Origin of the sequence: Delftia sp. Cs1-4, from assembly GCF_000214395.1 — a bacterium.
In the GTDB taxonomy this organism is placed as follows: Bacteria; Pseudomonadota; Gammaproteobacteria; order Burkholderiales; family Burkholderiaceae_C; genus Comamonas; species Comamonas acidovorans.
The window spans coordinates 2020141-2042590 of record NC_015563.1; the positions used below are offsets into that span (position 1 = coordinate 2020141).

The window sequence follows — 22450 nt, forward strand, 5'->3', positions numbered from 1 at the left end:
AACGAGATGACGCAACATCCCTCCGGCCGGGCAGGCCGGGCAGGCCGGGCAGTCGAGGATCCACGGCGGGAGCTTGTCGCGCTGTTGCAGGGCATGCGGCCGCGCTGGAGCGTTCGCGACGTGTTCGCCGACTTCATCGAGCTGTCGAGCCTGTCGATCAGCAATGCGGTGGACAAGGCCCAGTTCGACACGCGGGAAGCCCGGTACCTCGACATCGCGAAGAAGTACCCGCGCGAAGAGTTCGAACGCTTCCCGCGCATGCTGGCCTGCCTGACCCTCGCGATGGAACAGTGCTGCGCGCAGGGCGAGTTCGAGGACGTGCTCGGCGGCCTGTACATGACGCTGGAGCTGGGCAACGACCGGGCGGGCCAGGTCTTCACACCGTTCCATGTCTCGCAGCTCATGGCGCGGGTCATCGTGGGCGACGCAGCGGCGGCCAAGGCCGAGGTCGAAGCCAAGGGCTTCGTCGACGTCATGGAGCCCGCCTGCGGCGCGGGGGGAATGGTGATCGCGATGGCCGATGCGCTGCACGCGGTGCAGCTGAACTACCAGCAGGTCATGCATGCGACGTGCGTCGACATCGACCTGCGGTGCGTGCACATGGCCTTCCTGCAACTGGCCCTGCTCCATGTCCCGGCCGTCGTGGTGCACGGCAACTCGCTGAGCGGCGAGGTCTGGAGCCGCTGGCACACCCCGGCCCACGTGCTCGGTGGCTGGCGGCACCGCCTGCAGCGGCACTATGCCAACAGGGAGGCAACGGGGCGCATGGCGCATCCAGCCACCGGGGCAAGCACCGAAGCGCCTTCACAGCATGCCGCGGACGGCCTCGACGAGGCTTCGCCGGCGACGTCGCCTGCGGACGCCGCCGGCACCGCGTCGCAACTGTCGCGCGAGAACGCCCAGAGGCTGCTGTTCGGGTCGGATGACACCTCGGGCGCGGCGTGGCCACCGCAGGGCGGGGTTGCAGACGCGGGCAGGCGCGGGAAGCTTGGTCAAGGCGGTGAGAGCCGCCGCCACACCGACGAAACACCCCCGTCATCATGAACACGAGTCTGCCCAATCATCTGTGGCTCTTCGCCGATCCGACGGGGCGGCTGCCGGTTGCGTTTCGCATGCGCGAGGTGATGGCTGCGCCCGCTGCGGCGGCCCAGGGGGCCGGGCAGCGGCCCCTGGACACCCCAACCCGTCCCGCGCCCGCGGGCGCGCATGAGCACTGAGCGGCCGCGCGGCCGCAGGACCCAGCAAAGGAGTATTTGCCATGGAAATCAGAATCACGGATGCTGACGGCTTCGGCCGGCTGTCGCCCAAGGCGGACCTCGCCATCGTCGTCATCACCCGCGCCGACATCGAAGCCTTCCGGGTCGGCAGCACGGTCGAGCGGCTCCTGCTGTTCAGCGACGATGCCACGCAAGTGATGCGCTTCGCCGGCCGCATGGTGATCCAGGTCGAGGGTTACGACGACGATCCCCGGCCGTTGGTGCTGATCCCGGAATGCGTGCGCTTCTTCCGCGCCGTCGATGCCCAGTGGGGCTATTGGCTGCACTTCCTGCTGCCGCTGCCCGACCAGCTCAAGCTGGTCGTGCTCATGCTGCTGGATGCAGAGCCGCTGTCGCGGGAGGGCGCCGCGGCCAGCTACCAGGTGCGCCGGCCCGAACAATTGGGCCGCGTGCTCCATCGACTGTTCCATGCGATGAACACCCTGCACGAGACCTTCGACGTGCCGGGCGCGCTCAATGAGGCGATGACGGAGGCGGTGATCTCAGCACTGGACCTACCGGCATGAGGGGCGCGTTGCCACGCGCCGACCGGCACGGGCTTTCGCAAGGACGGCGCGCCGGACCGGCGTCACCGATTTGACGCATGGCGCAGACTAAGACATATTTTTGATATCCAGAAGAAGTCTCGCATGCCCTGCCGCGCCACCTCGAACCAGATTGCCTTCCGCTACCGCTCCGTTGACAGTTCGACGGGCGTGACGCGCGAGACCGCCAAGCGCCTTGCGGAGTTCCTGGGCGTCGATGAAACGCAGGCCATCCATCATGCGCTGCATGAACTGGCCGTGCGGGTGCTTCCGCATTACGAAGCCGACGATGGCCCCTTGACTGCTTCGCAACTTCGCCAGATCAGGAAGCGTGCGCCCCGGGCAGAGAAGCGGTCCGTCAGGTCGAGTCTGTTCGAGACGCAGACGGTCTGATCCAGCAGTGGTGGGATGAACCCGCTGCCGGAGATATCGCCTGGTGCCACTTACCGGACGCTATCCATCCTCGGCCGAAGCCGAGGCCCGCGCGGGTCCTGGCCGTGTCCGATGACGATGCACCGCCGTTCACTGTTCAGGGGGCATATGGCACCAGCCAACGTACCACGACCCTCCATCGGGGCGAGTTCGCGATCCTGCGCACACGCAACCCGGCCGCGTATGCGGCGGCGGGGTTGCGCTACGACACGAAGTTCAACCTCAAGCAGGCCGTCGATCTGCCGTACTGCACCGAGTGGTTCTCGGTGCCGCTTGCTGCACCGCACGGGCAGACACCGCGGCTTGGCGTGCCGCCGCCGCGCTGAGTGACCTGCTGGCGGCGCAGGAGCCTGGAGTCCCGGCGCGCAGTGCTTCGGCCGCTTCGACGTGTGGCCGCTGCCGCGCGGCCCGCCGTGTGGGCTACCTGACGCCCCCGGAGCACTGTTCCGCCACCCGTGCCAACCCGAGTTCGGCGTGCGATGCGGCCCTTGATCACGCGCCGGCTGCAGGGATGCTGTAAGCATGACAACCGCGCCACCCTCCAGCCGGCCGCTGCGCTTCGACATTGCCCGCGATCCCATGATCGACGCGTCGCTGGCGGCTCACGCGCCGGTCTATGTCGGCGTCAGCGGCGGCAAGGACAGCCAGGCGCTCGCCTACCGCGTGCGCAGCCACCTCGAAGCGATCGGGCACACGGGTCCGCGCGCCCTGATTCACAGCGATCTCGGCCGGATCGAGTGGAAGGATTCGGCGCCGGTGTGCGAGCGCCTGGCGCAGCGGCTCGGCTGGGAACTGCTGACGGTGCGCAGGCCTGCGGGCGACATGGTGGACCGCTGGCTGGCGCGCTGGGCCGCCAACGTCGAGCGCTACCGCACGCTGTCGTGCGTCAAGCTCATCATGCCCTGGAGTTCGGCGGCGCAGCGCTTCTGCACGGCTTATGGGGACCATGACATTGTAAACGCCGCATCTGCTGATCATCGGCGTTGCCAAGGTAGAGCAATCAGATCTTCAACTCCGCCTTGATCCGATCCCACTCGACAGAAAGCTCATCATTCATTTCGCTAAACACGCGTGAAGAAAGCGTGATCGCGCCGTTTGCTTTGGCTGTTTCATACATGCCAAGGGACTCCAAGGTCATCGCATTGAACTTCGAAGCAGTAGGTTTCGACTGGAAGAGCCTATAGACATCCTCGTAGGTCTTCTCGAAGCGCATACGCAGCCATTCGAGCCGCAGCCATCGTGAGATGACTTGCTCACTGAAAACCGCCTGCGACGCAGCCACCACGATGCCGAGGTCTGTCCGGCGATTGAGCAGGCATACCAGCCAGATGAGGGCATAGGCAATCACTTTAGCCCGCTCAACCTTCGCCATGCGAAGCGCGATAGCTTTGCTGAAATGGCTGTTCTCCAGAACCTGAGCGGCCATGCGCTTGATGGGTTCGGTGAAATCGTTGTTGTAGTACCCGTCAGTTTTGTCGTGGGTGAGGCTCACTCCACATGCGCTGCTGAAAAAATCCTGTCGACGCTTGTCCTCCGCTCGCGGAGTGAGATAGAGGCGACTGGCTAACCCGATGGCAAAAAGAGCCACCACCGCGATTGCGAAGAGGATCAGCAGCCACTCGTAGACGATCGGATGCGCTTCCCTCTCAACCAGCAGCGTCACAATCGACAACGCAGCGCCGATGTAAAAGAGCCAGTCGGATGCTTTGTCGGCGAATTCGACGGCGTCGTAGTAGCGAGCGCGAATGGGGTCTGAACGAGACATCAGTGAACTCCTCGGTTTATCTTTGCAGCGGCGGCCTAGTAGTAGTACGTCGGAAACGCATCTGCGTAGACCAAACGCCACCAGTCGAACGCATCTGCGATCGCTCCATTCGCTCTGGCGTTGTAGGCCTTCTCGGCTCGAACGACGGCGGTACTCAACCTTGACAGAGCATCTTGCTCTTGCGCCTTGGTCTTGCAAGCGGAGATGTAGCCGGAAAACCCAGTTGGATCCTGCATTCGTGCCAGTTGGCAATCCCACAGGCTGCGCAACACGCGCTTGATGTCGATGTCATAGATGATGGTTGATTCGCCTTCCGCATATTTCGCAACCCGCATCTCGAGGTAAAACGATGAAATGGGCACGTTGCACAGGAACTTCCACCCCTTGATGAAGCGGATCAACGGTTTCAGGCGACCGGATAGCGCTGCGTCCACTCGAGCGACGTAGGCGTTGTGCGAATCCGGGCTTATTCGCATCCAGTCTCCATTGCCGTCGGCGATCTCGTAGATCTTGAATCCGTTCACTTCTTCGATGTAGTCGGCCGGCACGACCTCCGTGTCTTCGGATCTGTATTTCCCGAAGGGAACGCTGACAGCAGGGCTGTTGACTCTCACTCCCGTCGAAGGAAATCGGGCGTCTAGCGCATCTCGTACCTTCATCAGGGAGTAGGTCGACGAAGCGGTCAACATCGATGTGGGAATTGAGGCAAGGTAGTCGACGTCGCTATAGCCGGAAACACTGGTCCCGTTGCCAAAGGATCCGATGCGCGTGAAGCGCAGCAGGCCGAAGTTGTTTCTCAAGCATGCCTCGATGGAGGCACGATGCCGCTTTGCCGCTTCGACTTCCGGAGCGGTTGCCTTCAACTTGGCGAGAAAATCGGCGAATCCTTCTTCTGTAGAGCGTGGCATCTTCCTACTCCTGCGCGGCGCTGCTGCTTTGCCCTTGATGCGGCTGGCAAGGTGTGCCAGTGACAGCGGCCATTTCGCGCGCGTCCGCTGATGAAGGGACTGACCCATCGGCATTCGCATCCGGGGCAGACTGGGGCAGGATCAGGGGCCGGGCCCAGCGCTTCGGTGTCGGATCTGGATGTTGGCCGCCGCCCGACCATTCGCCTGTCAGGAGCCACAACTCGAAAAAGTACAACCATTCCGCAGTCCACGGCACAAAGGTGTCGGCCAGTCTCATGCTCGGCAGCCAGTCGCGCCCCTTGGGCCACCAGAGGCACAGTCTCGTACCTCTGCCGTCGTAGGCATACGTGTGCGGAATCTTCCTGCCGTCGGCCAGCGTGCGCAGGTCAGGCTCCAAGACGATGACGTCGGGCTGCTGGCCATCGGGTTTGACCTTCAGCAGGCATTGGTACAGACGTCCGAATGCGCCTGGAGAGATGCCGGCCCTGAAGTTCAAGATGCGGCCGCTGTAGCCAAGCGTCGCATCGGGCAGCCCCAGGCCTCTCAACTCCAGGGCGCGCTGCGCCAACGTGGGAGTCGGCGTGGGCGGAAGCCTCTTGCCCTTCATTCAGTCTCCGTAGAAGCTGTGGCTGCGTGCCGGCATCGAGATGGCTGTAGCCGCAGCTGCGGTGCCGACGGTGACGATCCGGCGGCCGATGGGCTGAACCTGCCGAGGAGCCTCCAACTCCTGAACCGCCTTGGCCGCGCGCGAACCGAAGGTGGACTGGACGATCTTGAGCAACTGATCAAGGCCTTGCCGTTGCTCAATGCACTGCAGGAGCAGTTCCAGGTCCGATTTGAGGCGAGCATGCCACTCGAAGTAGGCTTTCTGACGCTCGGGCGTGTTCATGCCGCTAGCCAGGTTGTCACCTGGCGCCGTCATGTTGGGGAGGACCCAGTGTTCGCCGCCGCCACCCAGGGGATGCCTCTGGATGAACATCGGCATGGTGTCAACGATGTCAAGGAGCAGATCGAGCGGACTGTCGTGGGCAATGGGCGCCCGCGTCGCGTAGGCCGTGGCAGCCAGATCGGTGATGAAGACGGACCGCGGGGAGAAATCGGGCCCTGCGCTGACGCCACCGAAGGCAACGTTGCGATGCAGCTTCAGCAGTTGGACGAGGCGACTCAGCAGGCGGCTCTGCACGTCTGCCATGTCCGGCAGCGGTTGAAGGTCCGCCCGGATCTGCGCCTCGTCGAAGCTCAACGCTTCGGTAACCCTGAAGAGGGCCTGGACACGGGCAGCGTCCGCGAAAGCATTGGCCAAGCCCTTGGGGTTGGTGGGCTCGAACAGCTTGAGGCTTCGGTCCGGGACGCGGGCGTGCGTTTCGCCGTAGGGAATGCCGATCCTTTCATCTTCGATGATCGGGGTAATGTCTACGCACATGCCGTCGGCGTACTGCAGGGTGATGCAGCGCTCCCAGCGCGTGACTTCCAAGCCGTGCATGGCAGCGTAGCGCTTGATCACGGTGTGCAGGTCGTTGATCAGGGCGACGGGATCGTTGCCGTATATCCGCATGGCCGCACGATGCAGTCGGACGACGATATCGATGTCGAAGCCTTCCGGCCTGAAGCGCATCGGTCGGATGATGGTGCCGAGCGCGCGTGACCCCTGGGCATGAACCGTCGCCGTCAGATCCCGAAACTCTTCGGAATTCATCACGTACTCGGCGGTCGAGTTGTAGGAGCGCTCCAGGGCATCCAGTTGGGATTGGGTCGGCTCGTTGTACTTGGCCACGGCATCGACCAGCCCGAAGAACTTGTGTCCGGTCGGTCTGGAGAACTGCCGTTTCGTTGGCACCGGGAGAGGATCGCGATTCACAGTGGACTCCTTCTTGGCAGTTACAAAAGGCAGTGATGTCCATGAAGTACTTGACCCGCAGGTCCGGCGCCCGAGCCGTGGAGCCACAAGGCGGTGCTTCGGTCTCCTCCCGGTGCTTGCGGATGTGCGCCTTGGCTGGCATAGTCACTGTCTGCGCAGGCAACGGAAGGGGCCTCCACCCAGGGGCGGAGTGATCGGGAGAGAGGGATTTCTGTTGCCTGCACAGGCAACAATTTACACTATTTCCCTACGGAAGGAAGATTTTTCATGCCGCAGTCCGGCTTGGGGTTGCTGTTGCGCAGGTTGCGCGAAGCCCGAGACCTGTCGTCGCGCGAGCTGGGACAGCTCGCTGAGATTGACCACACCTACATCTACCGCCTGGAGACCGGCGAGAAGCAATCACCCTCTGAAGAACTGCTGGCCAGGCTACTGCGGGTGCTGAAGGCCAAGCCCCGAGAGGTCGAGATGGCGCAGTTCATGCTGAACAACGACGTCAATCCGGACTGGGTCGAGCATGTGTTGGCAACGGACATGACTGCTGAAATGTTTGAGATGGGCGCCACGATGCGGCACCGAGGCGGAGGTCGACCCGACATGGCGGCGATTGAGGCGCGCGTGCGCAAGGCCCTGGAAGACGACGCATGATTGACGAGCTGGCGATCCGCATGAAAGCGCGCCAGTTCATGGCGGGTCTTGACCTTTCCCGCATCCACGAGGACCTAGCGGTGTACGTAGACAAGGTCAACGCCAAGCTCTCCGCCGAGGAGATGGACGAGGGCGAATCCGGCTACACGCTCACGCGCCGCAATGGAAAATCATCCATCGTGGTCAACGAGTTAGAGCGCCGAGAGCGCCAGAGGTTCTCGGCGTGCCACGAAGTGGCACATTTGGTGTTGGCCCTTGCTTCAAACCATCAAGAGACACCGAGCTGGTCGTACGCCAAGCGGGACGACAACGAGATCGCATGTGACATCTTCGCGTCTGAACTGCTGATGCCCTTCGAGGGGTTCAAACGCGACGTTGATCAGGAAGAGCCGTCGTTTGAGTTGGTGGAACGCTTGCGGGCAAAGTACGTGGTTTCCTTTGCCGCCTGCGCCTCGCGCTTGGCCGCCGTCACTGACTACCCGTGTGCCTTCGTCTTCATGAACTCCACTGTTGTGCGATATGCGTCGCGCTCCAAGGCGCTTCGCGAGCTCAACGCTTGGGTGGAAATGCGAGCGCCGATTCCCGTGGGATCGGTGGCCGCTAGATTGATTCAAGATGGCGAGTGGTCAGGCGAAGACTCGGGCATATCGCAGGATGTATGGTTTCGGGATTGGCCCAAGGGCTATGACCTGGTCGAGTTGGCGAAGCACTACCCGGCATTCGAAGAGACCTTCTCTTTGCTTTGGTTCGAGCAAGACAGCGGCCCAGAAGAGCCAGTGCAAAACTGGAGCGGTGTCCCAACGCAAGAAGATGATGGATTGAAGGAATTGGATGGAATGCTGAGTTTTCACAAGCGGTCGAAGAAGAGGTAGCTACGCAGCTTCATGCGGAGGTACGTTGCGGGTGAATGGGCGATTCCCCATGCGATTCAGTGGTGGCAACGGTCGGTCCAGAAACTCCTGAGTCAGGCCGCGCGAACTGGCGTGGTAGGCCCATCGATGGAATTGCTCCAGCAGCAGCATCTCGCGCTTGCGCAGTTCGGCATTTTCCCGTTCCAGGCGATAAATGCGGTCCGTGGCTGCCTGCAGCGCGGCGGACATTGGGCGGGTCCACTTGGCACTGATGGTGGTGGCCGCCGCGGCGCGCTGTTTCTCGTAGGCGACACGGATCCGGTCGTGCTTGAACAAGGCCTGCCGGGTGTACGTGGCGGAGCACTCCGAGGCGATGGCTTTGATGAGCGCAGGCCAAGTCAGGCGGCCTTGCCAAGCCCGTATCAAGTTCACGACAGTGTCTACGCGCGCAGACGTGAGGTTGGGTGCTCTTCGTTTCATGGTTTGAATTCCTTGGAAGTGGGCGCGGCAGACGCGCTCGGCGCGGGCAGGCGCGGTGCGGCGACGCCTACGAACCGGTCATGCAGGGCGCCTTCAGAAAGGGAATAGGTGCCAGCGTTGCTGAGTTGGATCACAGCGCCGTCCTCGATAGCCGGGTCATGCAGAATGCCCAGGAGCTGTGTCAGGCGATCTACGGTGGCCTGGTGGGTGGCGACCCAGTCGGTGGCGCCGTATACGCCTTCGGCAGCCGCGTCCTGTGCCATTCGAAGCTGCGTAGAGGCCAGGTCTAGTGCATCAGCGACCCGGCCGGTCTTGCCCTGGATCCGCTTGATGCAGACGTGCTCCCGGCAGTCCAGGCAGTTGCGAAACATCTCGCAAGGGGCTGAGGCGAAGTCATGAATGCAGAACCCGTACAGCGTTGTGTGCGCCGTCGGCACGGCCATCGCGGCGTACTCGTCGCGCGAGACCGGCAGATGCTTGGGGATCTCCGCCAGCGGGCCAATGGCCTTCGCATGGTCGCCCACCACGGAACGGATGTGTGTCACGATCTCGTGGCTGGAGACGTGATCGTAAGCCGTGTTCTGACGGATGTCCCTTCGACCGCTCCATTTGGCGATGTCCACTTGCGAGAGGTTGGCACTTTGGGCCAGCGTGTTGAGCCAATGGCGAAACTGGTGGCTCTTGATGGACAACTGGCGGTCCGGATCGAGCCCCACCCGCTGGAACACCGTCGTGCTGCCGGCCACGGCGTTCTGACCGAGTCCATTGCTGACATGGTGGTACTTCAGCGGTTCGAGCATGAACGCGCTGCCCAGGCCGCGGCGGAAGAAGCCCGCGGGAACGACTAAGAGCGCATCGGCGTACTTCAGCCCCGTCTTGGCATCCGCGATCGGGAACTGAGGGGGCAACTGCCCGATCGCGTATCGCTCGAAGTCCGAAAAGCGAACCACCGACGCCGGAATGTGGCCAGCCACTCGCACCACCTTCGAGATAGGAATCCCTGCTTTGAGAACCCAACGGCGCGCGCCATCTCGCTTGGCACCCGGCGTTCCGAGCAAATCGGCCATGTCTTCGAAGTCGATGAATTCCCGCGTGCGCAGATGCTCATACGGAGGCGGCAGGTAGAGACGAGTCGGATTCGCGGCGTACCAGCGGGCGAGGGTGCGTGCGGGCTCGGTGATGGCACGCAGCCGTCGCAAAGCTTCACGTACAACGTCGGCCATTCCTGGCAGGATCAGCTTGACATGCCCGGGATAGCCCTTCGAGCCGGACCAGCGCAGCCCGAGGTACGTCTTTCCGTCTTCGCCGACGCTCTCGACTTCGCAGTTGGCAGGCAGCGCCAGCACCTCGTTGAAGCGCTCCGGGGCAGAACACAGGATGGCGGCAACGGATGTGATGAGCACGTCTCTCGGATCGGTGGCGAGGTTGAACGCGCGCGCCAGCGCGTCGAGGGCCGCCGGGTCAGGCATCAGCTTGCGCCGGCGGGCCTCGAAGGCCTCGCCGACCCGGCCGCCGGTGCTGGGTAGTCGCTTCTGGTACCGCCAGAGCCCGGTCGAATGGGTGCACAACAGCTTGTCGTCGAGGAAGCGCGCGATCTTGCCCAGTCGCGGGCCGACCGCGTCGATCGTCGCGTCTCCGGAACTGCTGATCAACTCGGCGACGGCAGCGTCGAAGGTTGTCCTGTCGCACTCCGTCAAGGACTCGATCCCCTGACTGTCCATCGCGACACCCAGCGCGTGAAACGCTCGCACGGCCCGATCCATCGCGCTGAATGAAAGGTGGGCGACTTCGCTTCGGACATAGGCCCTCGCGAACGCTTGGACCCTTCGTGACAGCGTTCGACCGCCGGCGCCTGCGACCTCAGCGAAGTACAGGCGTGCGCGCCATTGCTTGGCCCGCCGATCCCCGCGCGCCAGGCAGTACGCAGTGACATCCCAGCAGTCGGAGTCGAAGTCCAGGTCCGATCCGAAGGCCGTGAGTTCGGTCCGCGCGCGGGTGATGTAGGTGTCCAGATTGGCTTGCGCTGCGCGCAGGGCCTTCGGCTTCAAGGGCGTGGTTGCGATCATGCTGCGCCCCTCTGGCCGGCTTCGCTGCACCGACGCACCACGTCAGCTACGGCAAGGATCGTCAGGTCGTTGACCGCCGCGATGCGAAGGTCGGTAGCCTTCAGCAGCGCGTCGCGCTCGCTCAGCAAACTGTCCAGCAGGGCTTCGTGAGGAGCGTCGTTCCAGGGATGGAAGTAGGCGCAGGTGTAGCAGGCCAGCGGCGCGGCGAGCCGGCAATAGTCGTGCTTGCCGCACCTGCCGACCGGGTCGATCGCGACGGCCGTCGCATGGTGGACGATGCGTCCCGGGGTGCCGTTGTCGCGCTGCACCAGGGTGCCTGCGAAAGCCTGGGCGAGCGGCGCGATCTGCAGCGCGAGCGCCTTGTCGATGCGTTCGATCATCGTGGGTCGCGTCTCGATGTAGACCAGGCTGGAATCGATCCAGCTATGGTCCATCAGGTCCGCGATGACGGAAGCAGAACAGCCCTCCGCAGCCGCGCGCGTGCCGAGCGTGCGTCGCAGCCGGATCGGAGCCAGTTCCAAGGGCTGGCCCGTGCGATGGGAGATGACCTGCAGCCCATGGAGCAGGCGCGAGAGCTTGTCGCTGATTCCTCTGCCCGCGAAGTGGCCGAGCAGGCCGATTCCTGCCATGCCGTTGGACTTGCTGACCTGCGGCGAGGGGAAGATCGGCGCTTCGCCAGCGGCGACGCCGTGCTTGGCGGCCCACTGCGCAGCGGCCTGGCACTGTGACCGCACGAGGGCGCCAACGCCGGCCGACAGTTCGCGCGCCCTGAAGAGCGTCCGAGGCCGGATGCCCTTGCCTTGCTTGAGCCGGGTGACCTGCAGGATAAAGACGCTGCCGCCCTCCTGCCGAGGCGTCTCGATGAAGTCCTTGCACTTCATCGTCGCCAACTGCTGAGGCCGGGCACCCAGGGTCGGCGCCAAGGTCATCAGCGTGTAGTTGCCCAAGCTGAGCCTGCCATTGGCGAACTCGCGGCGCATGGCCGAGGTGATCGCTTCGTACTCCAGGTCCGTTAAGGGGCCGCTGTCGGTAGCCATGGTGCGAACCGCTTTGCCGATCTCGTGGCGCTCGGTGGACAGTCGGGGCAGGGCATCCCGGAGGTCCTGATCCAAACCGGGGATGCCCAGCTCCATCCACAAGAGCAGGTGTTCCTTCAGCCTGCGCAGTTGGTAGAGCTGACGAGCCCCAAGGCCTTCACCGAACCGGACCACATCAGTCAGGGCGATGCTGTCGAGGCTGCGCCCCACGCCCGAAGTGCGCACGAGGACCCCGGAGCGCCGAGAGTGCCTGCTCTGCGCGCTTCGGCGAGATCGAGGCTAGCAAGGCCGCGCTGACTTCCTTGATGCGTTGGCATAGCTGCTCTGATGCGCCAGGTAGGTTGTTGAAGTTGAAGGAGGCGAGCCCCGTGGGTGTAGGAACCCGCCAGAGGTTCTCGTTGGGGTCGAAGACGAAGCCGTCGAGCGTGCGGGGCAGGGCGTTGCGCAGACGGCTGCCTGCGCCGGTTCGAATCCGTTTAGGCGTCATGCGGCAGCTCCTCGCCCAGCATCCCGCGCTGGATCTCGATGGAGGCCTGCGTTGCCATGCGGCGCGTGCGGCGATGCAGGTAGGTATCCGCGCTGTGTGAAGCGTCGGACCACCCCATGGCATGGTTGCGCGCCCGGCGCTCGTCGCCCTGCGACATCCTGGCCTTGTCCGCGATCTCGGAGAAGTCCTCGTTCCACGTGTGCCGCAGCACATGGGAAGAGAACGCAGCGCCGAGGGCTGGAGAGTGAAGACGAAGGCCTCTGAAGAGCTTGGTGACCGCCGACAGCGAAAGGGGGGCGCCGTGGGTCGTGACGAACAGGAAATCGTGCTTGCGTGCGCCTGTCATCCTGGCTCGGTGCTGGACGATGTGCTGGTGCGTCAGATAGGCCAGTTCCTCACTGATGCCGATGCTGCGTTCGCGTGTCTTGGTGTTGGGCTGCGCTGGACGGGGATCGGCCCTGTCGTCAGGCCGGCGTACGATATCTGCCATGTTGCGCCGGAAGTCGATGCCGCGTATCCGCAGACCGAGCAGTTCGCCGCGCCGGATGCCGGTTCCCAGTCCCCAAAGGACCAGCAGCCTGTTGCGGTCGCGGAGGAACGGCGTCGACCAGGGGTTGTTTGCCGTTGCAGGGTCGATGACCTGGAGCAGTTCGGCCTTGGCTTCCGCGTCCAGGCCCACCCGATGCCGGGTTGTGCGGGAGGTGGGTGTTCGGGACTTCAAGCGCGCGAGGAACTCCCGCAGCATGGCCATGTAGCTCGTGCGCTGCTCCAGGGTGGCGCATACGCGTGAAGCGACGGCATGCCCCAGCCAGGACAGGTAGGCACGCGCGTAGTGCAACCGGATACCGGAAGTGCCGCGGGCGACGGGCCGCGGTGTCGCTCCCGTCGTGGCGCCTCGAAGCGGCAGGTGTGACAGCGCGGCCAGATCATCCAGTTCGTGCAGGTCCAGAAAGCGTCCCGTGGCAAACCGCTCTCGCAGGTCGATGCCATGCAGGTCTGCAAATGCCAGAAGGAACTGCACTCCTCGCAGCGCCTGCTCGATGGTCGAAGAGGAGCCGCTGCGCGGGCGGACCTCCGTCAAGGCATAGACGCAGGCATCGAACACCGGCAAGCCCAAGGGCGTGCAGCACAGCACGGGCATGCGTTCCCCACTGGCGAACAGAAGGGTGCGCACTCGATGGTTCGAGAGAAGTTGTCGTGTTGGAAGGTGTCTGATTCTGGTAGTCAAGGTCGAAGGCTCTCGGAGTTAACAGATGGGTCAAAGTACCCCATAACTCCGGGCAACCGACTTGTGCCGAATGAGTGTCAACAGGCGAACCTCGGCGTGGACCAAGGAGGTTCGGGTGGCTGTTGACACAACCCGGATGCGGTCGCCCTAACACGTCAGAAATGAAAGGGGCAATTCTGTCGCGCGCCATGCGTGCGCGCCATCCAACCGGACCGATCGTCTCGGCAGTGGGGCTGCGCCGGGAGGAGAGTACGGCGCGGGCGCGCCAGCCGGTGGCCAAGCCCGATGCCCGCCTGACCCGCGCGCGTGGCGCCGGGCTGTCCTGGCATGCCATCCTCCACTGGCCGCGCCAAGACGTGCTCGACTACATCCGGCTGCATGGCGGCGTGCTGCACGAAGCCTACCGCATCTACGGCAGCACGCGGGTGTCCTGCGCCTTCTGCGTGCTGGCATCGCGCGCCGACCTGCGCGCGGCGTCCTGCTGCGATGACAACGCGGCCGTGTACCGCGAACTGGTGCGGCTGGAGGTGCGCAGCACGTTCGCCTTCCAGGCAGGGCACTGGCTGGGCGACGTGGCGCCAGCTCTGCTCGAACCCGCGCTGCGGGCCGGGCTGGCCGAAGCCAAGGAACGCGCGGCGCTGCGCCAGGCCGCCGAGGCGGAAATCCCCGCGCACCTGCTCTATGTCGCGGGCTGGCCGGTGAGCATGCCGACGCTGGCGGAGGCCCGCCACCTGGCGTCCGTGCGCTGCCGCGTGGCCGAGGCGGTGGGAATGCGGGTACGATGCACCGATGCGGAATCGGTCGTGGCGAGGTTCGGCGAACTGATGCACTGCAGGGCGCAGCGATTGCTCGCGCCCGCGTAACCCGCCGCGGCAAGGGCGGGCCGGGCGACACTTGATGGCCTGCGCCGCGGCATGAAGCTGGCGGCATGAACGCCACGACCACCACACCGCTGAACCAGGGACCGCTCTATCACGGCACGCGCCAGGCCAAGGCCCGCCAGATCCTGCGCGAGGGCTTCCGCCGGGCGGGTACGCCGCACTACCTCGGCACCGGCATCTGCCTGAGCGATTCGCTCTCGACGGCGTACGAGCACGGCGAATACGAGCGCGGCGGCTGCGTCTTGCAGGCATGGCTCGCGCCCGCCGCGCGCTGGACGGAGCGCCAGGACCTGCACCTGCGGGAGAACTGGTTCCAGGCGTGCGACCGGTACTTCCTCGACGCGGGGATGGACGCTGTGCGCGCGTATGGCGGCAATGTCTGGGTGGTGTGGAATCCCGCCGTGCTGGTTCGCATCCGGCGCCTGACGCACCGGCAGGCCTTGCGCCTCATGTGCCGGGAGTTCGAAGAGAACGGAGCGGACATCGGCTACAACGGCATCGCCCATGACTACGCGTCAATCTGGTGGGGCCAGGAGAATCAGAACGTGAACCTGACGCGATTCCCCGAGGACTGCGACGCGCTGCGCGAGCGCCTGCAGCGCCTCGTGGGCCGCGGCCGCTCGGAACGGGCCTTTTCGGCTACCGGCGGCGACGCCTCGCCGTGAGGCATCGCGGCGGCCCGCCGCTCGCCGCAGGACCCGGATCGATCCGAGCCCGGGTCGGCGCCGCGCCTACAGCGCCGCGTCCTTGAGCTTCTTGAGGGCGCGCGCCTTGATCTTCACCGAGGCGGGCTTGGCCGCGAAGACGCGCTCTTCCTTGGTGAACGGGTCGATGCCCTTGCGCTTGGGCTTGGCAGGCACCTTCACGACATCGAGCTTGAGCAGGCCTGGCAGTGTGAACGTGCCCACGCCCTTCTTGTTGACCGAGCCCAGGATGGCCGCGTCGAGCGCGGCCAGGACGGCCTTGACCGATCTGGCTTCGACGCCTGCCTGCTCGGCGATCTGGTTCACCAGCGCGGTCTTCGACAGCACTTCCTTGACGGGCTTGATGGGCGCCGCGCTCTTCGGGGCGGTGGTTGCCTTCACGGCCTTCGCAGGCGGGGCGGCTTTCTTTGCAGTTGCCATGGGATGGATTCCTTGGAGTTGGTAGACGGGGGCATGCGCCCCGTTGCATTGGAGTTGCACCCGGGATTTTAGAAGCGCGCCGGGAGGCCGCTGGCCGGAGGCATCGGCGCTGGTGACGCGGCAGTCCGCGCCCGTCCAGTCGTGGCGGCCGTGGCACTTGAAGGCGGTCCGCACGGGGGAAGCATGACGGCATCCACCCGATACAGACAGGAGCCCTCGTGACGCATCCCACCCAACCGACCCTGCCGATCCGGCGAATCGTGCAGGGCAAGAACCCCCGCGAATACTTCGACCCCGTCGAGATGGCCGAACTGGAAGAGGGCATCCGCGCCGTCGGCGTGCTCGAGCCCATTGTCGTGCGGCCCGTCCCCGGCACCGAACTCTACGAGATCATCGCGGGCGAGCGCCGCTGGCGTGCCGCGAAGAACGTGTTCGGCGAGGACTACGACATGCCCGTGGTCATCAAGGACGCGAACGACGAGACGGCCGAGGCCATGTCGGTGATCGAGAACTACCACCGCGCCGCGATGTCGCCCGCCGAGGAAGCCCACGCGGCCCAGCGGCAGCTTCTGCGCCAGCGCGGCGACAAGGAGGAAGCCGCGCGCCACATGGGCTGGTCGCCTGAAGTCCTGGAGCGGCGGCTGGCATTGCTGGCCTGCACGCCCGCCGTGCTCCAGGCGCTGACCACCCGCGCCATCCAGCTCGGCCACGCCGAACTGCTCTCGGGCATCCCGCCCGACAAGCAGGACACCGTGCTCGCGGGCATCCTGGCGCAGAAAGTGCCGGTGGCCGTGCTCAAGGCGCAATTGGGACGCTACGCGCGGCGTCTGGCCGACGCGATCTTCGACACGGCGCAATGCGCTGGCTGCGCGCACAACTCGGCGCGGCAGGCGGGTCTTTTCGGGGAATCCCTGGGCGAGGGCTACTGCCAGCATCCGAGCCATTTCGAGGAACTGACGCTTGAGGCGATCCAGGCCCGTGCGGATGCGCTGCGCGACGAGTTCCCGGTGATCCGCATCGTCAAGGCTTCCGACGGCTTCACGGCGCTGCCGCTGGCCGCCGATGGCGAACTGGGCGTCGGCGCGCCGCAGTACACGTCCTGCCAGGGCTGCCAGTCCTTCGGCTGCGCGGTGTCGGCGATGCCGGGGAACTACGGCGAGGTCACGCGTTCACTGTGCTTCGACGCCGCGTGTAATAGCCAGAAGGTGGCGCTGTGGCGCAAGGCGCAGCGCGACGCCCAGGCGGCGAAGGCCGGGACGCAGGACAAGGGCCTGAAGGCGGGCAAGACGAAGCGGGCCGGGTCGGCCACGGCGTGCGCCGCCCCGGCCAACCAGACCCCGCAGCGCGTGGTCGCGCATCGCCTGGGCGAGTGGCGCAAGTGGCTGGCCAAGGCCTTGATGGCGCAGCCGCAGCGCAGCCAGCGCGTGCTGATCGCGCTGGCGCTGGCAGGACGCGGTGCCGATCTGCGCGAAGCGCAGTTCCGCAAGGCCTTCGAACGGATCGCGGGCCAGCCCGACAGCGGCGCGTCCGGCGTGCGGGGCGGCCTGCAACGGGCCGATGCCGCGCCCGAGGACGCGCTGGCCTGCCTGTTGCAGGCGGCCACCGCATCCGCCGCCTTCGGGGTCAATACCAGCGACCTGGAATTGCTGCTGAACTACGCCGAGGTCGATGAAGGCCGGTACTTCCAGTGGGACAAGGCGTTCCTCGACCTGTTCACGATGAGCGAACTCGAAAGCCTCGCCGCCGAGGTCGGGCTCAAGGAGGCGATGGGGCCGGGCTTCAAGGCGGCGCGCGCCGGCAAGAAGCAGGAGTTCATCGCGGCGCTGCTCCAGGTGCCGGGCTTCGCCTACCAGGGCACGGTGCCCGGCGTGATGCGCTACCCGCGCCACGCGGTGCTGGCGGATGGCGCGGACGATGGCGAGTCCGGCGGCATCAACGGCGGCGACGAGTCCGGTGAGGCCGGCGTGGTCGAGGCCGGGGGCCACCCGGCGCAGCAGCCCGAGGCGGCGCTGGCCTGACGCGCAACCACGCCCTGGACGCGCGAGGGTCAGGTCCTAGCATGGCCTGGACGGTCCCGCACAGGGGCCCATTCCCAACCAAGGAGCATGACATGACGATGTTCGAGGAACTGTTCGCGCTGGCCTGCGGCGCCGCGCTCACGATGACGGTGAGCGCCGATGAGAAGTCCGGCCGATTGACGGTCAACGTGATCCCCAAGCCGAGGCACGATGCGGGCGAACCCGCATTGGCGCAGCCCCTGAGCCTGACGGCCACGCCGCAGGAGTTCGACACCGGCTTCATCGAGGCGCTGCGCGGCTACCGTGAGGTCCGGACCAGCCTCGCGCAGCAGGCCGAGGCCACGAAGGAAGTGATCGAGGCCGCCAAGGCGGCTTCGGTGAAGAAGGCCAGCGACGCGACGGCCAAGGCCGCAGCGCCCAAACCGGCCAGCGCCAAGCCCGTGCCTTCGGCCACGGCCGGCCCGTCCCCCCAGGCCGACGACGGGGACGGCGGCGAGGGGGAAGAGGGGGGCGCGGATGGCACGCCACAGGCCGGCGCGGCAAGCGGCGGCAGCGGCGATTCCTTCGACCTGTTCGGCTGACCCGGCGCCATGCCCTTGCGCAGGGCGCTCGCGGCGAGAGACTGATTCCCAGGCCATCGCCGTGGTGGCCGCAGCCATTCCCAAGGAGCCAATTCCCATGTCGATCGAGGTCACCCCCATCGTGCGCACCTTCACCTACAACGGCATCCTGCTGCCGGACGTGCCCGGCCTCGCGCCGCGCGAGGTGCGCGATCTCTACAGCGCGCAGTATCCCGAACTGGTGAGCGCCGAGGTCGAGGCCGGCGAGGTCGCCAACGGCCGCCAGGACTTCACCTTCCGCAAGGCCGTGGGCACCAAGGGCGCGGACTCCAAGGGCGCCGCCCGGCCGCTGCAGCCCGGTCCCCGCCTCGCGGCGCTGCTGGAGCGCGTGCAGGCCGTCGAGCGCGGCAACGCGGGCGCCGAGTCGAAGCTGGCCCGTGCGTTGTCGCAGCGGACGGTGCAGGCCCGCTCGGCGGCCTGGAGCCGCTTCGCGCACCGGACGCTGGAGCAGCGGCGCCAGGATGCGGCCGCCCACCGTGCCAGCGCCACCAGCGACATGCTGGCCCCCTTGCCATGAAATCCACTGCCGCGGCCCGCCCGCCGGTCCTGGGCCTGCCGGACCTGGGCGCTGGCGTGCCGCTCGCGGTCGCATCTCGTTCGCAGGCCCAGGCCAATGCCGCGCTGTGCCGCTTCCTGGTGGAGGCGGGCGTGGTGCGCGAGCACGATCTGCCGGAGGAAGAACCCGACCCGCTCAGGGCGTGCGAGCGCGCCATCGATGCCTGGATCAAGCGGCAGGTCGGGCCGCTCCGGTGCCTGGAGCCGCGCTTCGCAGTCAGCGTGCTGGACGAGCACGGCCACTACCCGGCGCTGCGCGATGGTCGGCCAGCCGCCTATGCCCAGCTCGATGTGTACTGGTGCGAGTACCGGGAGGCCGAATGGGCCGTGGGCCGGCGCTTGGAGGCGCTCGACGCCGCGATGCAGGACCTGGGGGCCACGGTCCTGCAAGTGCTGCGCGAGCAGAGCCGCTATGTGTATCCGCTGTTCACCCCGGACATCGCCGACGACGTGGCGTCGTACGTGTACTGGCAGGGGGAGATGGATGAGGAAGCCGCGCTGGACATGATGTGCGAGGACGGGGACGAGGCCGAGCGTGAAGCGATGCGCGAGGAAATGGTGACCCGCCGCATGCTGGACGAGGCCTACCCCGAATGGGCGCGGCGCTGGCTGTCCCGGCCGGCCAAGGGCACGCGGCGGCGCAAGGGCATGGCGGCCTGGAGGCCCTGCGACCTGCGGCGGGCGGCGCGGACGCTGGCCGACCCGCAGATGCGCCAGATCGCCGCCGATGCGCTGGCGCTGTCGCGCCTGACGCTCACCGACGAATTCCGGCCCGACATCGACGGCGAGTACATCGGCTTCGGCGCGGTGCTGTCCTGGGACGAGGGCGACGTGACCACCCGGATCTACGACGACCTGCTCAACCTCGCGCACCAAGCGGAGTTCTGCGACCGCATGGGCGAGGCGCAGATTCCGATGAACGACCCCGGCGCGCTCGGCGCGTGGTTCCACCGCATGGGTCAGCGCTTCAAGGCCATCGGCCTGATCGACCGCTTGATCCACGCGCTGTCCGTCTGACACTGGCTGCAGGAGGTCATCACCGATGAATGAAGCGGAGTTTTCCATCCAGACGCCCACGGACGACGTGCTGACGCTGGACCAGGCCGTGCTGCTGTACCACGGGCGCTCGGGCGCGGCGCTGGCCACCGTGCATGAGGTCCTGACCGTGGACGGCGCCCCGGTGATCGGCGCGGGCCGTGCCATGACCGCGCAGGCGGCGCGCGAACTGGCCTCGGCCTTGCTCCAGCGCGCGGCCCACGGCGGCTTCCTGCCCGAGACGGTGCTGTACGTGCATGGCGACGTGCTCGTGTGGTGGGCGCCCCCGGCGCGGCGGCACATCGCCTTCCGGGTGGGCAGCGACCATGCCGCGTCCTTGGGCGGCGGCGAGCGCGGCGAGGCGGTTCCGCAGCCAGCGCTGGTCTTCGCGGCGTCGAGCCGTGCATGGCGGGTGTGGGCGGTCAAGGGCGGACGGCGCCCGACGCCCCGGACAGCGCTGTTCCAGGCGCCGTTCTTCAACGTCGATGCGCAGGGCCACATTTGCCAGGGCAACGTGCCGGTGCCGGAAGGCACCACGGTGGAGAAGATCGGCGCCTGGAACGATGCGTTCTTCCGGTCCTACTTCACCCACCCCAACGTGCCGGGCAAGCTGCTGCGCTACCGGGGCGGCTCCTATGCCTTCTGGCGCGACATGCTGGACCAGCGCTTCGCGCGCTTTCCGGAGCGGGTGCTGGTCGATGCCCAGACGACCCTGGGCCAACTGCTCGGCGAGCCGGAGGCGGCATGATGGACCCGAGGGACCAGGCCCTGCTTGCCGCCTGCCCGGTGGTGGCCGCGCCGCGCTTCGGCGCGCTCCCGGACATGGCCAATGGCCAGCGCATCATCGTGGCGCGCAACGGGTGGTTCGTGCAGACCCGGCTCGACTGGCTCGACAGCATCACCGCCCTGGGACTGGAGCCTCCGGCGATGCGCCTGCCCTACGGAGAGGTGCGCGAGCACCTGCGGTTCAGCTTCGGGCAGTTGCCGATCCGGATGATCGAGGACTTCGTGGCCCACGGGCGCGAGCATCTGCCCGATGAAGTCGCCGGTGTGTTGATCTATTCGCGCGGGACCGGACGCCTGCGCCTGGACTTCTGCGATGCCGAGTGGTCCTCGCCCGTGCGCATCGACTACCGCAGGCCGCCGATGGCCCGCGACGAGACGGTGGCGGTGGACCTGCACACGCACGGCCGGGGGCCTGCCTTCTGGTCGGCCGACGACGACCGGGATGACCAGGGCATCAAGGTCGCCGGCGTGTTCGGACGGCTGGACCGGGCCCGGCCGATGGCGTGCTTCAGGCTGGTGATCAACGGCCTGTACAAGTCCTTGCCGCGCCACCCGTGGCAGGGTCCGCAGGCGCTTGCATCCGAGCCGGAGCGTGAGGAACCCGATGGCGGGCACGATGGGTGGATGCGCCGCATGGCGCGCCGCTGGCGCCGTGCTTGAAGGACGCCTCCCGCGCGGGACACTGGCGGCAGGACATTGAACCGGAGGCGCTCGTGGAACACCTGATTCATCCGAAACTGCTGGAGCGCCGCGTGGCGGTGCATCTGGTGGGCGTGGGCGGAAACGGCGCGCAGATGGCGGCGTGCCTCGCGCGCCTGGACATCGCGATGCGCGCCCTGGGCCATCCCTGCGGCCTGTACGTCAGCGCCTTCGACGCCGACCGCGTGAGCGAGGCCAACGTCGGGCGTCAGCTCTACAGCGCCGCCGACATCGGCCGGCACAAGGCACTGGTGACCATCCACCGCCTGAACCAGTTCTACGGCCTGGACTGGGAGGCCCATCCGATGCGCTACGAGGAGCATGTGAACGGCCAGCGCTTCTCGGCGGGGGCGGACCTGCTCATCAGTTGCGTGGACAGCCGTTCGGCGCGGCGGGCGCTGCACCGGATCGCGTGGCGGGAGGGCAGCCGCTATCGCTACTGGCTGGACCTGGGCAATACCGAGGCGACCGCGCAGGTGGTGCTGGGCGAGCCCGGAGGTGGTTCGGGCTTGGAGCCTGGGGCACGGGGGCCGCGGTTGCCGTGCGTGACCGAACTGTTTCCCGAACTGCTCGACGATGCGGCCCCCGAGGACAACCAGCCGTCCTGCTCGGTGCGCATGTCGCTGGCCGCGCAAGGCCTGTTCGTCAACGACGTGGCGGTGCGCTTCGCGGCGCAACTGCTGTACGAACTGTTTTCCAGGGGACGGCTCGCCCAGCATGGGGTCGTGGTCAACCTGGACTCGAAGCGGGCAGGCCCCATCGAGGTCGATCCCCGGGCCTGGGCACGGTTCGGCCATGTGGCCGAGCCCGCGCAGGAGACGGCGATGAGATACCAGGGGACGGTGCTCGCGGACGACGGCGATGCGGACGATCCGGGCCAGGTCTAATTGGGCGACCGTGGTGGTCGCTGCGGACACCGAGCGCGGCGCCACGGAGGCGGCGCTGAGTGCCGTCCCCGGGCCGGTCCAAGACACGCCGGGAATGACCGCGAGGGCCGCGACGCTGCCCCGGTGAACGACGCGATGGAGCGAGCAGGCGGCAACGCCTGCCGGGGCGCAGCGGCGGCTGCTCGCGCGATGCCGCCGTGGCGGCTCGCCCGATGCAACCGCAAGTGCCGGATACCGGACCTGGACTCGGGCTCGGACCCGGACCCGGACCCGGACCCGGACTGTCC

At 66.4% G+C, this 22450-nt stretch carries 26 protein-coding genes; 17 read left to right on the plus strand and 9 right to left on the minus strand.

The window, feature by feature from the left end; genetic code table 11:
* Window positions 1-6 precede the first annotated feature (6 nt).
* From DELCS14_RS09000 to DELCS14_RS09020, 6 genes are all read left to right on the plus strand, one after another.
* Window positions 7-1044, plus strand: coding sequence for an N-6 DNA methylase (locus DELCS14_RS09000; RefSeq protein WP_013801357.1), 1038 nt, complete (start codon window positions 7-9; stop codon window positions 1042-1044).
* Window positions 1041-1217 carry a hypothetical protein gene (locus tag DELCS14_RS30425; protein ID WP_013801358.1) on the plus strand — a complete coding sequence of 59 codons (177 nt, stop codon included), beginning with the start codon at window positions 1041-1043 and terminating at the stop codon, window positions 1215-1217. The genes DELCS14_RS09000 and DELCS14_RS30425 overlap by 4 nt, the downstream gene beginning before the upstream one ends.
* A 41-nt stretch (window positions 1218-1258) precedes the next feature.
* Entirely contained in the window at window positions 1259-1783 is a 525-nt protein-coding gene (locus DELCS14_RS09005) for a hypothetical protein (protein WP_013801359.1), read from the plus strand.
* A gap of 123 nt (window positions 1784-1906) precedes the next feature.
* Window positions 1907-2194: a hypothetical protein gene (locus tag DELCS14_RS09010; protein ID WP_013801360.1), complete on the plus strand. Its 288-nt coding sequence runs from the start codon at window positions 1907-1909 to the stop codon at window positions 2192-2194.
* A gap of 104 nt (window positions 2195-2298) precedes the next feature.
* A complete protein-coding gene (locus DELCS14_RS09015; protein WP_228676864.1) occupies window positions 2299-2559 on the plus strand; it encodes a hypothetical protein in 261 nt (86 codons plus the stop codon).
* 196 nt (window positions 2560-2755) lie between these two features.
* Window positions 2756-3256 carry a hypothetical protein gene (locus DELCS14_RS09020; protein ID WP_013801362.1) on the plus strand — a complete coding sequence of 167 codons (501 nt, stop codon included), beginning with the start codon at window positions 2756-2758 and terminating at the stop codon, window positions 3254-3256.
* Here the strand turns inward: DELCS14_RS09020 and DELCS14_RS09025 are convergent.
* From DELCS14_RS09025 to DELCS14_RS09040, 4 genes are read right to left on the minus strand one after another with little or no spacing between them, the layout of a single operon-like run.
* Window positions 3234-3998, minus strand: a complete 765-nt coding sequence (locus DELCS14_RS09025) for a DUF4149 domain-containing protein (RefSeq protein ID WP_013801363.1) — start codon at window positions 3996-3998, stop codon at window positions 3234-3236. The genes DELCS14_RS09020 and DELCS14_RS09025 overlap by 23 nt on opposite strands.
* Before the next feature lie 35 nt (window positions 3999-4033).
* On the minus strand, window positions 4034-4906 hold the full coding sequence (locus DELCS14_RS09030) for a nucleotidyltransferase (protein ID WP_013801364.1): 873 nt from the start codon (window positions 4904-4906) through the stop codon (window positions 4034-4036).
* Window positions 4907-4910: 4 nt separating this feature from the next.
* Window positions 4911-5513 (minus strand): hypothetical protein, encoded by a 603-nt coding sequence (locus DELCS14_RS09035; protein WP_013801365.1) that lies wholly within the window; start codon window positions 5511-5513, stop codon window positions 4911-4913.
* Entirely contained in the window at window positions 5514-6764 is a 1251-nt protein-coding gene (locus tag DELCS14_RS09040) for a nucleotidyltransferase (protein ID WP_013801366.1), read from the minus strand.
* A 267-nt stretch (window positions 6765-7031) separates the two neighbouring features.
* On the opposite strand from DELCS14_RS09040, the gene DELCS14_RS09045 reads away from it, so the two are divergent.
* Both DELCS14_RS09045 and DELCS14_RS09050 read left to right on the plus strand, forming a co-directional pair.
* Window positions 7032-7409 (plus strand): helix-turn-helix transcriptional regulator, encoded by a 378-nt coding sequence (locus DELCS14_RS09045; protein WP_013801367.1) that lies wholly within the window; start codon window positions 7032-7034, stop codon window positions 7407-7409.
* Window positions 7406-8281 carry an ImmA/IrrE family metallo-endopeptidase gene (locus tag DELCS14_RS09050; protein ID WP_013801368.1) on the plus strand — a complete coding sequence of 292 codons (876 nt, stop codon included), beginning with the start codon at window positions 7406-7408 and terminating at the stop codon, window positions 8279-8281. Before DELCS14_RS09045 ends, DELCS14_RS09050 begins: the two co-directional genes overlap by 4 nt.
* Here DELCS14_RS09050 and DELCS14_RS09055 read toward each other — a convergent pair whose 3' ends face one another.
* The 4 genes from DELCS14_RS09055 to DELCS14_RS09070 all read right to left on the minus strand — a co-directional run bounded on the left by DELCS14_RS09055 (window position 8282) and on the right by DELCS14_RS09070 (window position 13504).
* A complete protein-coding gene (locus tag DELCS14_RS09055) occupies window positions 8282-8740 on the minus strand; it encodes a hypothetical protein (protein WP_013801369.1) in 459 nt (152 codons plus the stop codon).
* Window positions 8737-10806, minus strand: coding sequence for an integrase family protein (locus DELCS14_RS09060; RefSeq protein ID WP_013801370.1), 2070 nt, complete (start codon window positions 10804-10806; stop codon window positions 8737-8739). The genes DELCS14_RS09055 and DELCS14_RS09060 overlap by 4 nt, the downstream gene beginning before the upstream one ends.
* Window positions 10803-12068, minus strand: a complete 1266-nt coding sequence (locus tag DELCS14_RS09065; protein ID WP_049801369.1) for a site-specific integrase — start codon at window positions 12066-12068, stop codon at window positions 10803-10805. Before DELCS14_RS09065 ends, DELCS14_RS09060 begins: the two co-directional genes overlap by 4 nt.
* Window positions 12069-12319: 251 nt before the next feature.
* Entirely contained in the window at window positions 12320-13504 is a 1185-nt protein-coding gene (locus DELCS14_RS09070; RefSeq protein ID WP_043795880.1) for a tyrosine-type recombinase/integrase, read from the minus strand.
* A gap of 215 nt (window positions 13505-13719) precedes the next feature.
* On the opposite strand from DELCS14_RS09070, the gene DELCS14_RS09075 reads away from it, so the two are divergent.
* The gene (locus DELCS14_RS09075) at window positions 13720-14421 is read left to right on the plus strand and encodes a phosphoadenosine phosphosulfate reductase family protein (RefSeq protein ID WP_157158253.1); all 702 of its coding nucleotides are present in this window, start codon (window positions 13720-13722) and stop codon (window positions 14419-14421) included.
* Between the two features lie 65 nt (window positions 14422-14486).
* Window positions 14487-15104: a hypothetical protein gene (locus DELCS14_RS09080; protein WP_013801372.1), complete on the plus strand. Its 618-nt coding sequence runs from the start codon at window positions 14487-14489 to the stop codon at window positions 15102-15104.
* Window positions 15105-15170: 66 nt separating this feature from the next.
* Here DELCS14_RS09080 and DELCS14_RS09085 read toward each other — a convergent pair whose 3' ends face one another.
* Entirely contained in the window at window positions 15171-15563 is a 393-nt protein-coding gene (locus tag DELCS14_RS09085) for an HU family DNA-binding protein (RefSeq protein WP_013801373.1), read from the minus strand.
* Window positions 15564-15781: 218 nt separating this feature from the next.
* On the opposite strand from DELCS14_RS09085, the gene DELCS14_RS09090 reads away from it, so the two are divergent.
* The 7 genes from DELCS14_RS09090 to DELCS14_RS09120 all read left to right on the plus strand — a co-directional run bounded on the left by DELCS14_RS09090 (window position 15782) and on the right by DELCS14_RS09120 (window position 22163).
* Window positions 15782-17581, plus strand: coding sequence for a PRTRC system ParB family protein (locus DELCS14_RS09090; protein WP_013801374.1), 1800 nt, complete (start codon window positions 15782-15784; stop codon window positions 17579-17581).
* A gap of 92 nt (window positions 17582-17673) precedes the next feature.
* Window positions 17674-18162: a PRTRC system protein E gene (locus DELCS14_RS09095; RefSeq protein ID WP_013801375.1), complete on the plus strand. Its 489-nt coding sequence runs from the start codon at window positions 17674-17676 to the stop codon at window positions 18160-18162.
* Window positions 18163-18259: 97 nt separating this feature from the next.
* Complete coding sequence (locus DELCS14_RS09100) at window positions 18260-18718, plus strand: PRTRC system protein C (protein ID WP_013801376.1); 459 nt, start codon at window positions 18260-18262, stop codon at window positions 18716-18718.
* The gene (locus tag DELCS14_RS09105; protein WP_013801377.1) at window positions 18715-19773 is read left to right on the plus strand and encodes a PRTRC system protein F; all 1059 of its coding nucleotides are present in this window, start codon (window positions 18715-18717) and stop codon (window positions 19771-19773) included. The genes DELCS14_RS09100 and DELCS14_RS09105 overlap by 4 nt, the downstream gene beginning before the upstream one ends.
* A 25-nt stretch (window positions 19774-19798) precedes the next feature.
* A complete protein-coding gene (locus DELCS14_RS09110) occupies window positions 19799-20539 on the plus strand; it encodes a PRTRC system protein B (protein WP_013801378.1) in 741 nt (246 codons plus the stop codon).
* Window positions 20539-21237, plus strand: a complete 699-nt coding sequence (locus DELCS14_RS09115; RefSeq protein ID WP_013801379.1) for a PRTRC system protein A — start codon at window positions 20539-20541, stop codon at window positions 21235-21237. The genes DELCS14_RS09110 and DELCS14_RS09115 overlap by 1 nt, the downstream gene beginning before the upstream one ends.
* Window positions 21234-22163 carry a PRTRC system ThiF family protein gene (locus tag DELCS14_RS09120; RefSeq protein WP_013801380.1) on the plus strand — a complete coding sequence of 310 codons (930 nt, stop codon included), beginning with the start codon at window positions 21234-21236 and terminating at the stop codon, window positions 22161-22163. Before DELCS14_RS09115 ends, DELCS14_RS09120 begins: the two co-directional genes overlap by 4 nt.
* Window positions 22164-22450 lie beyond the last annotated feature (287 nt).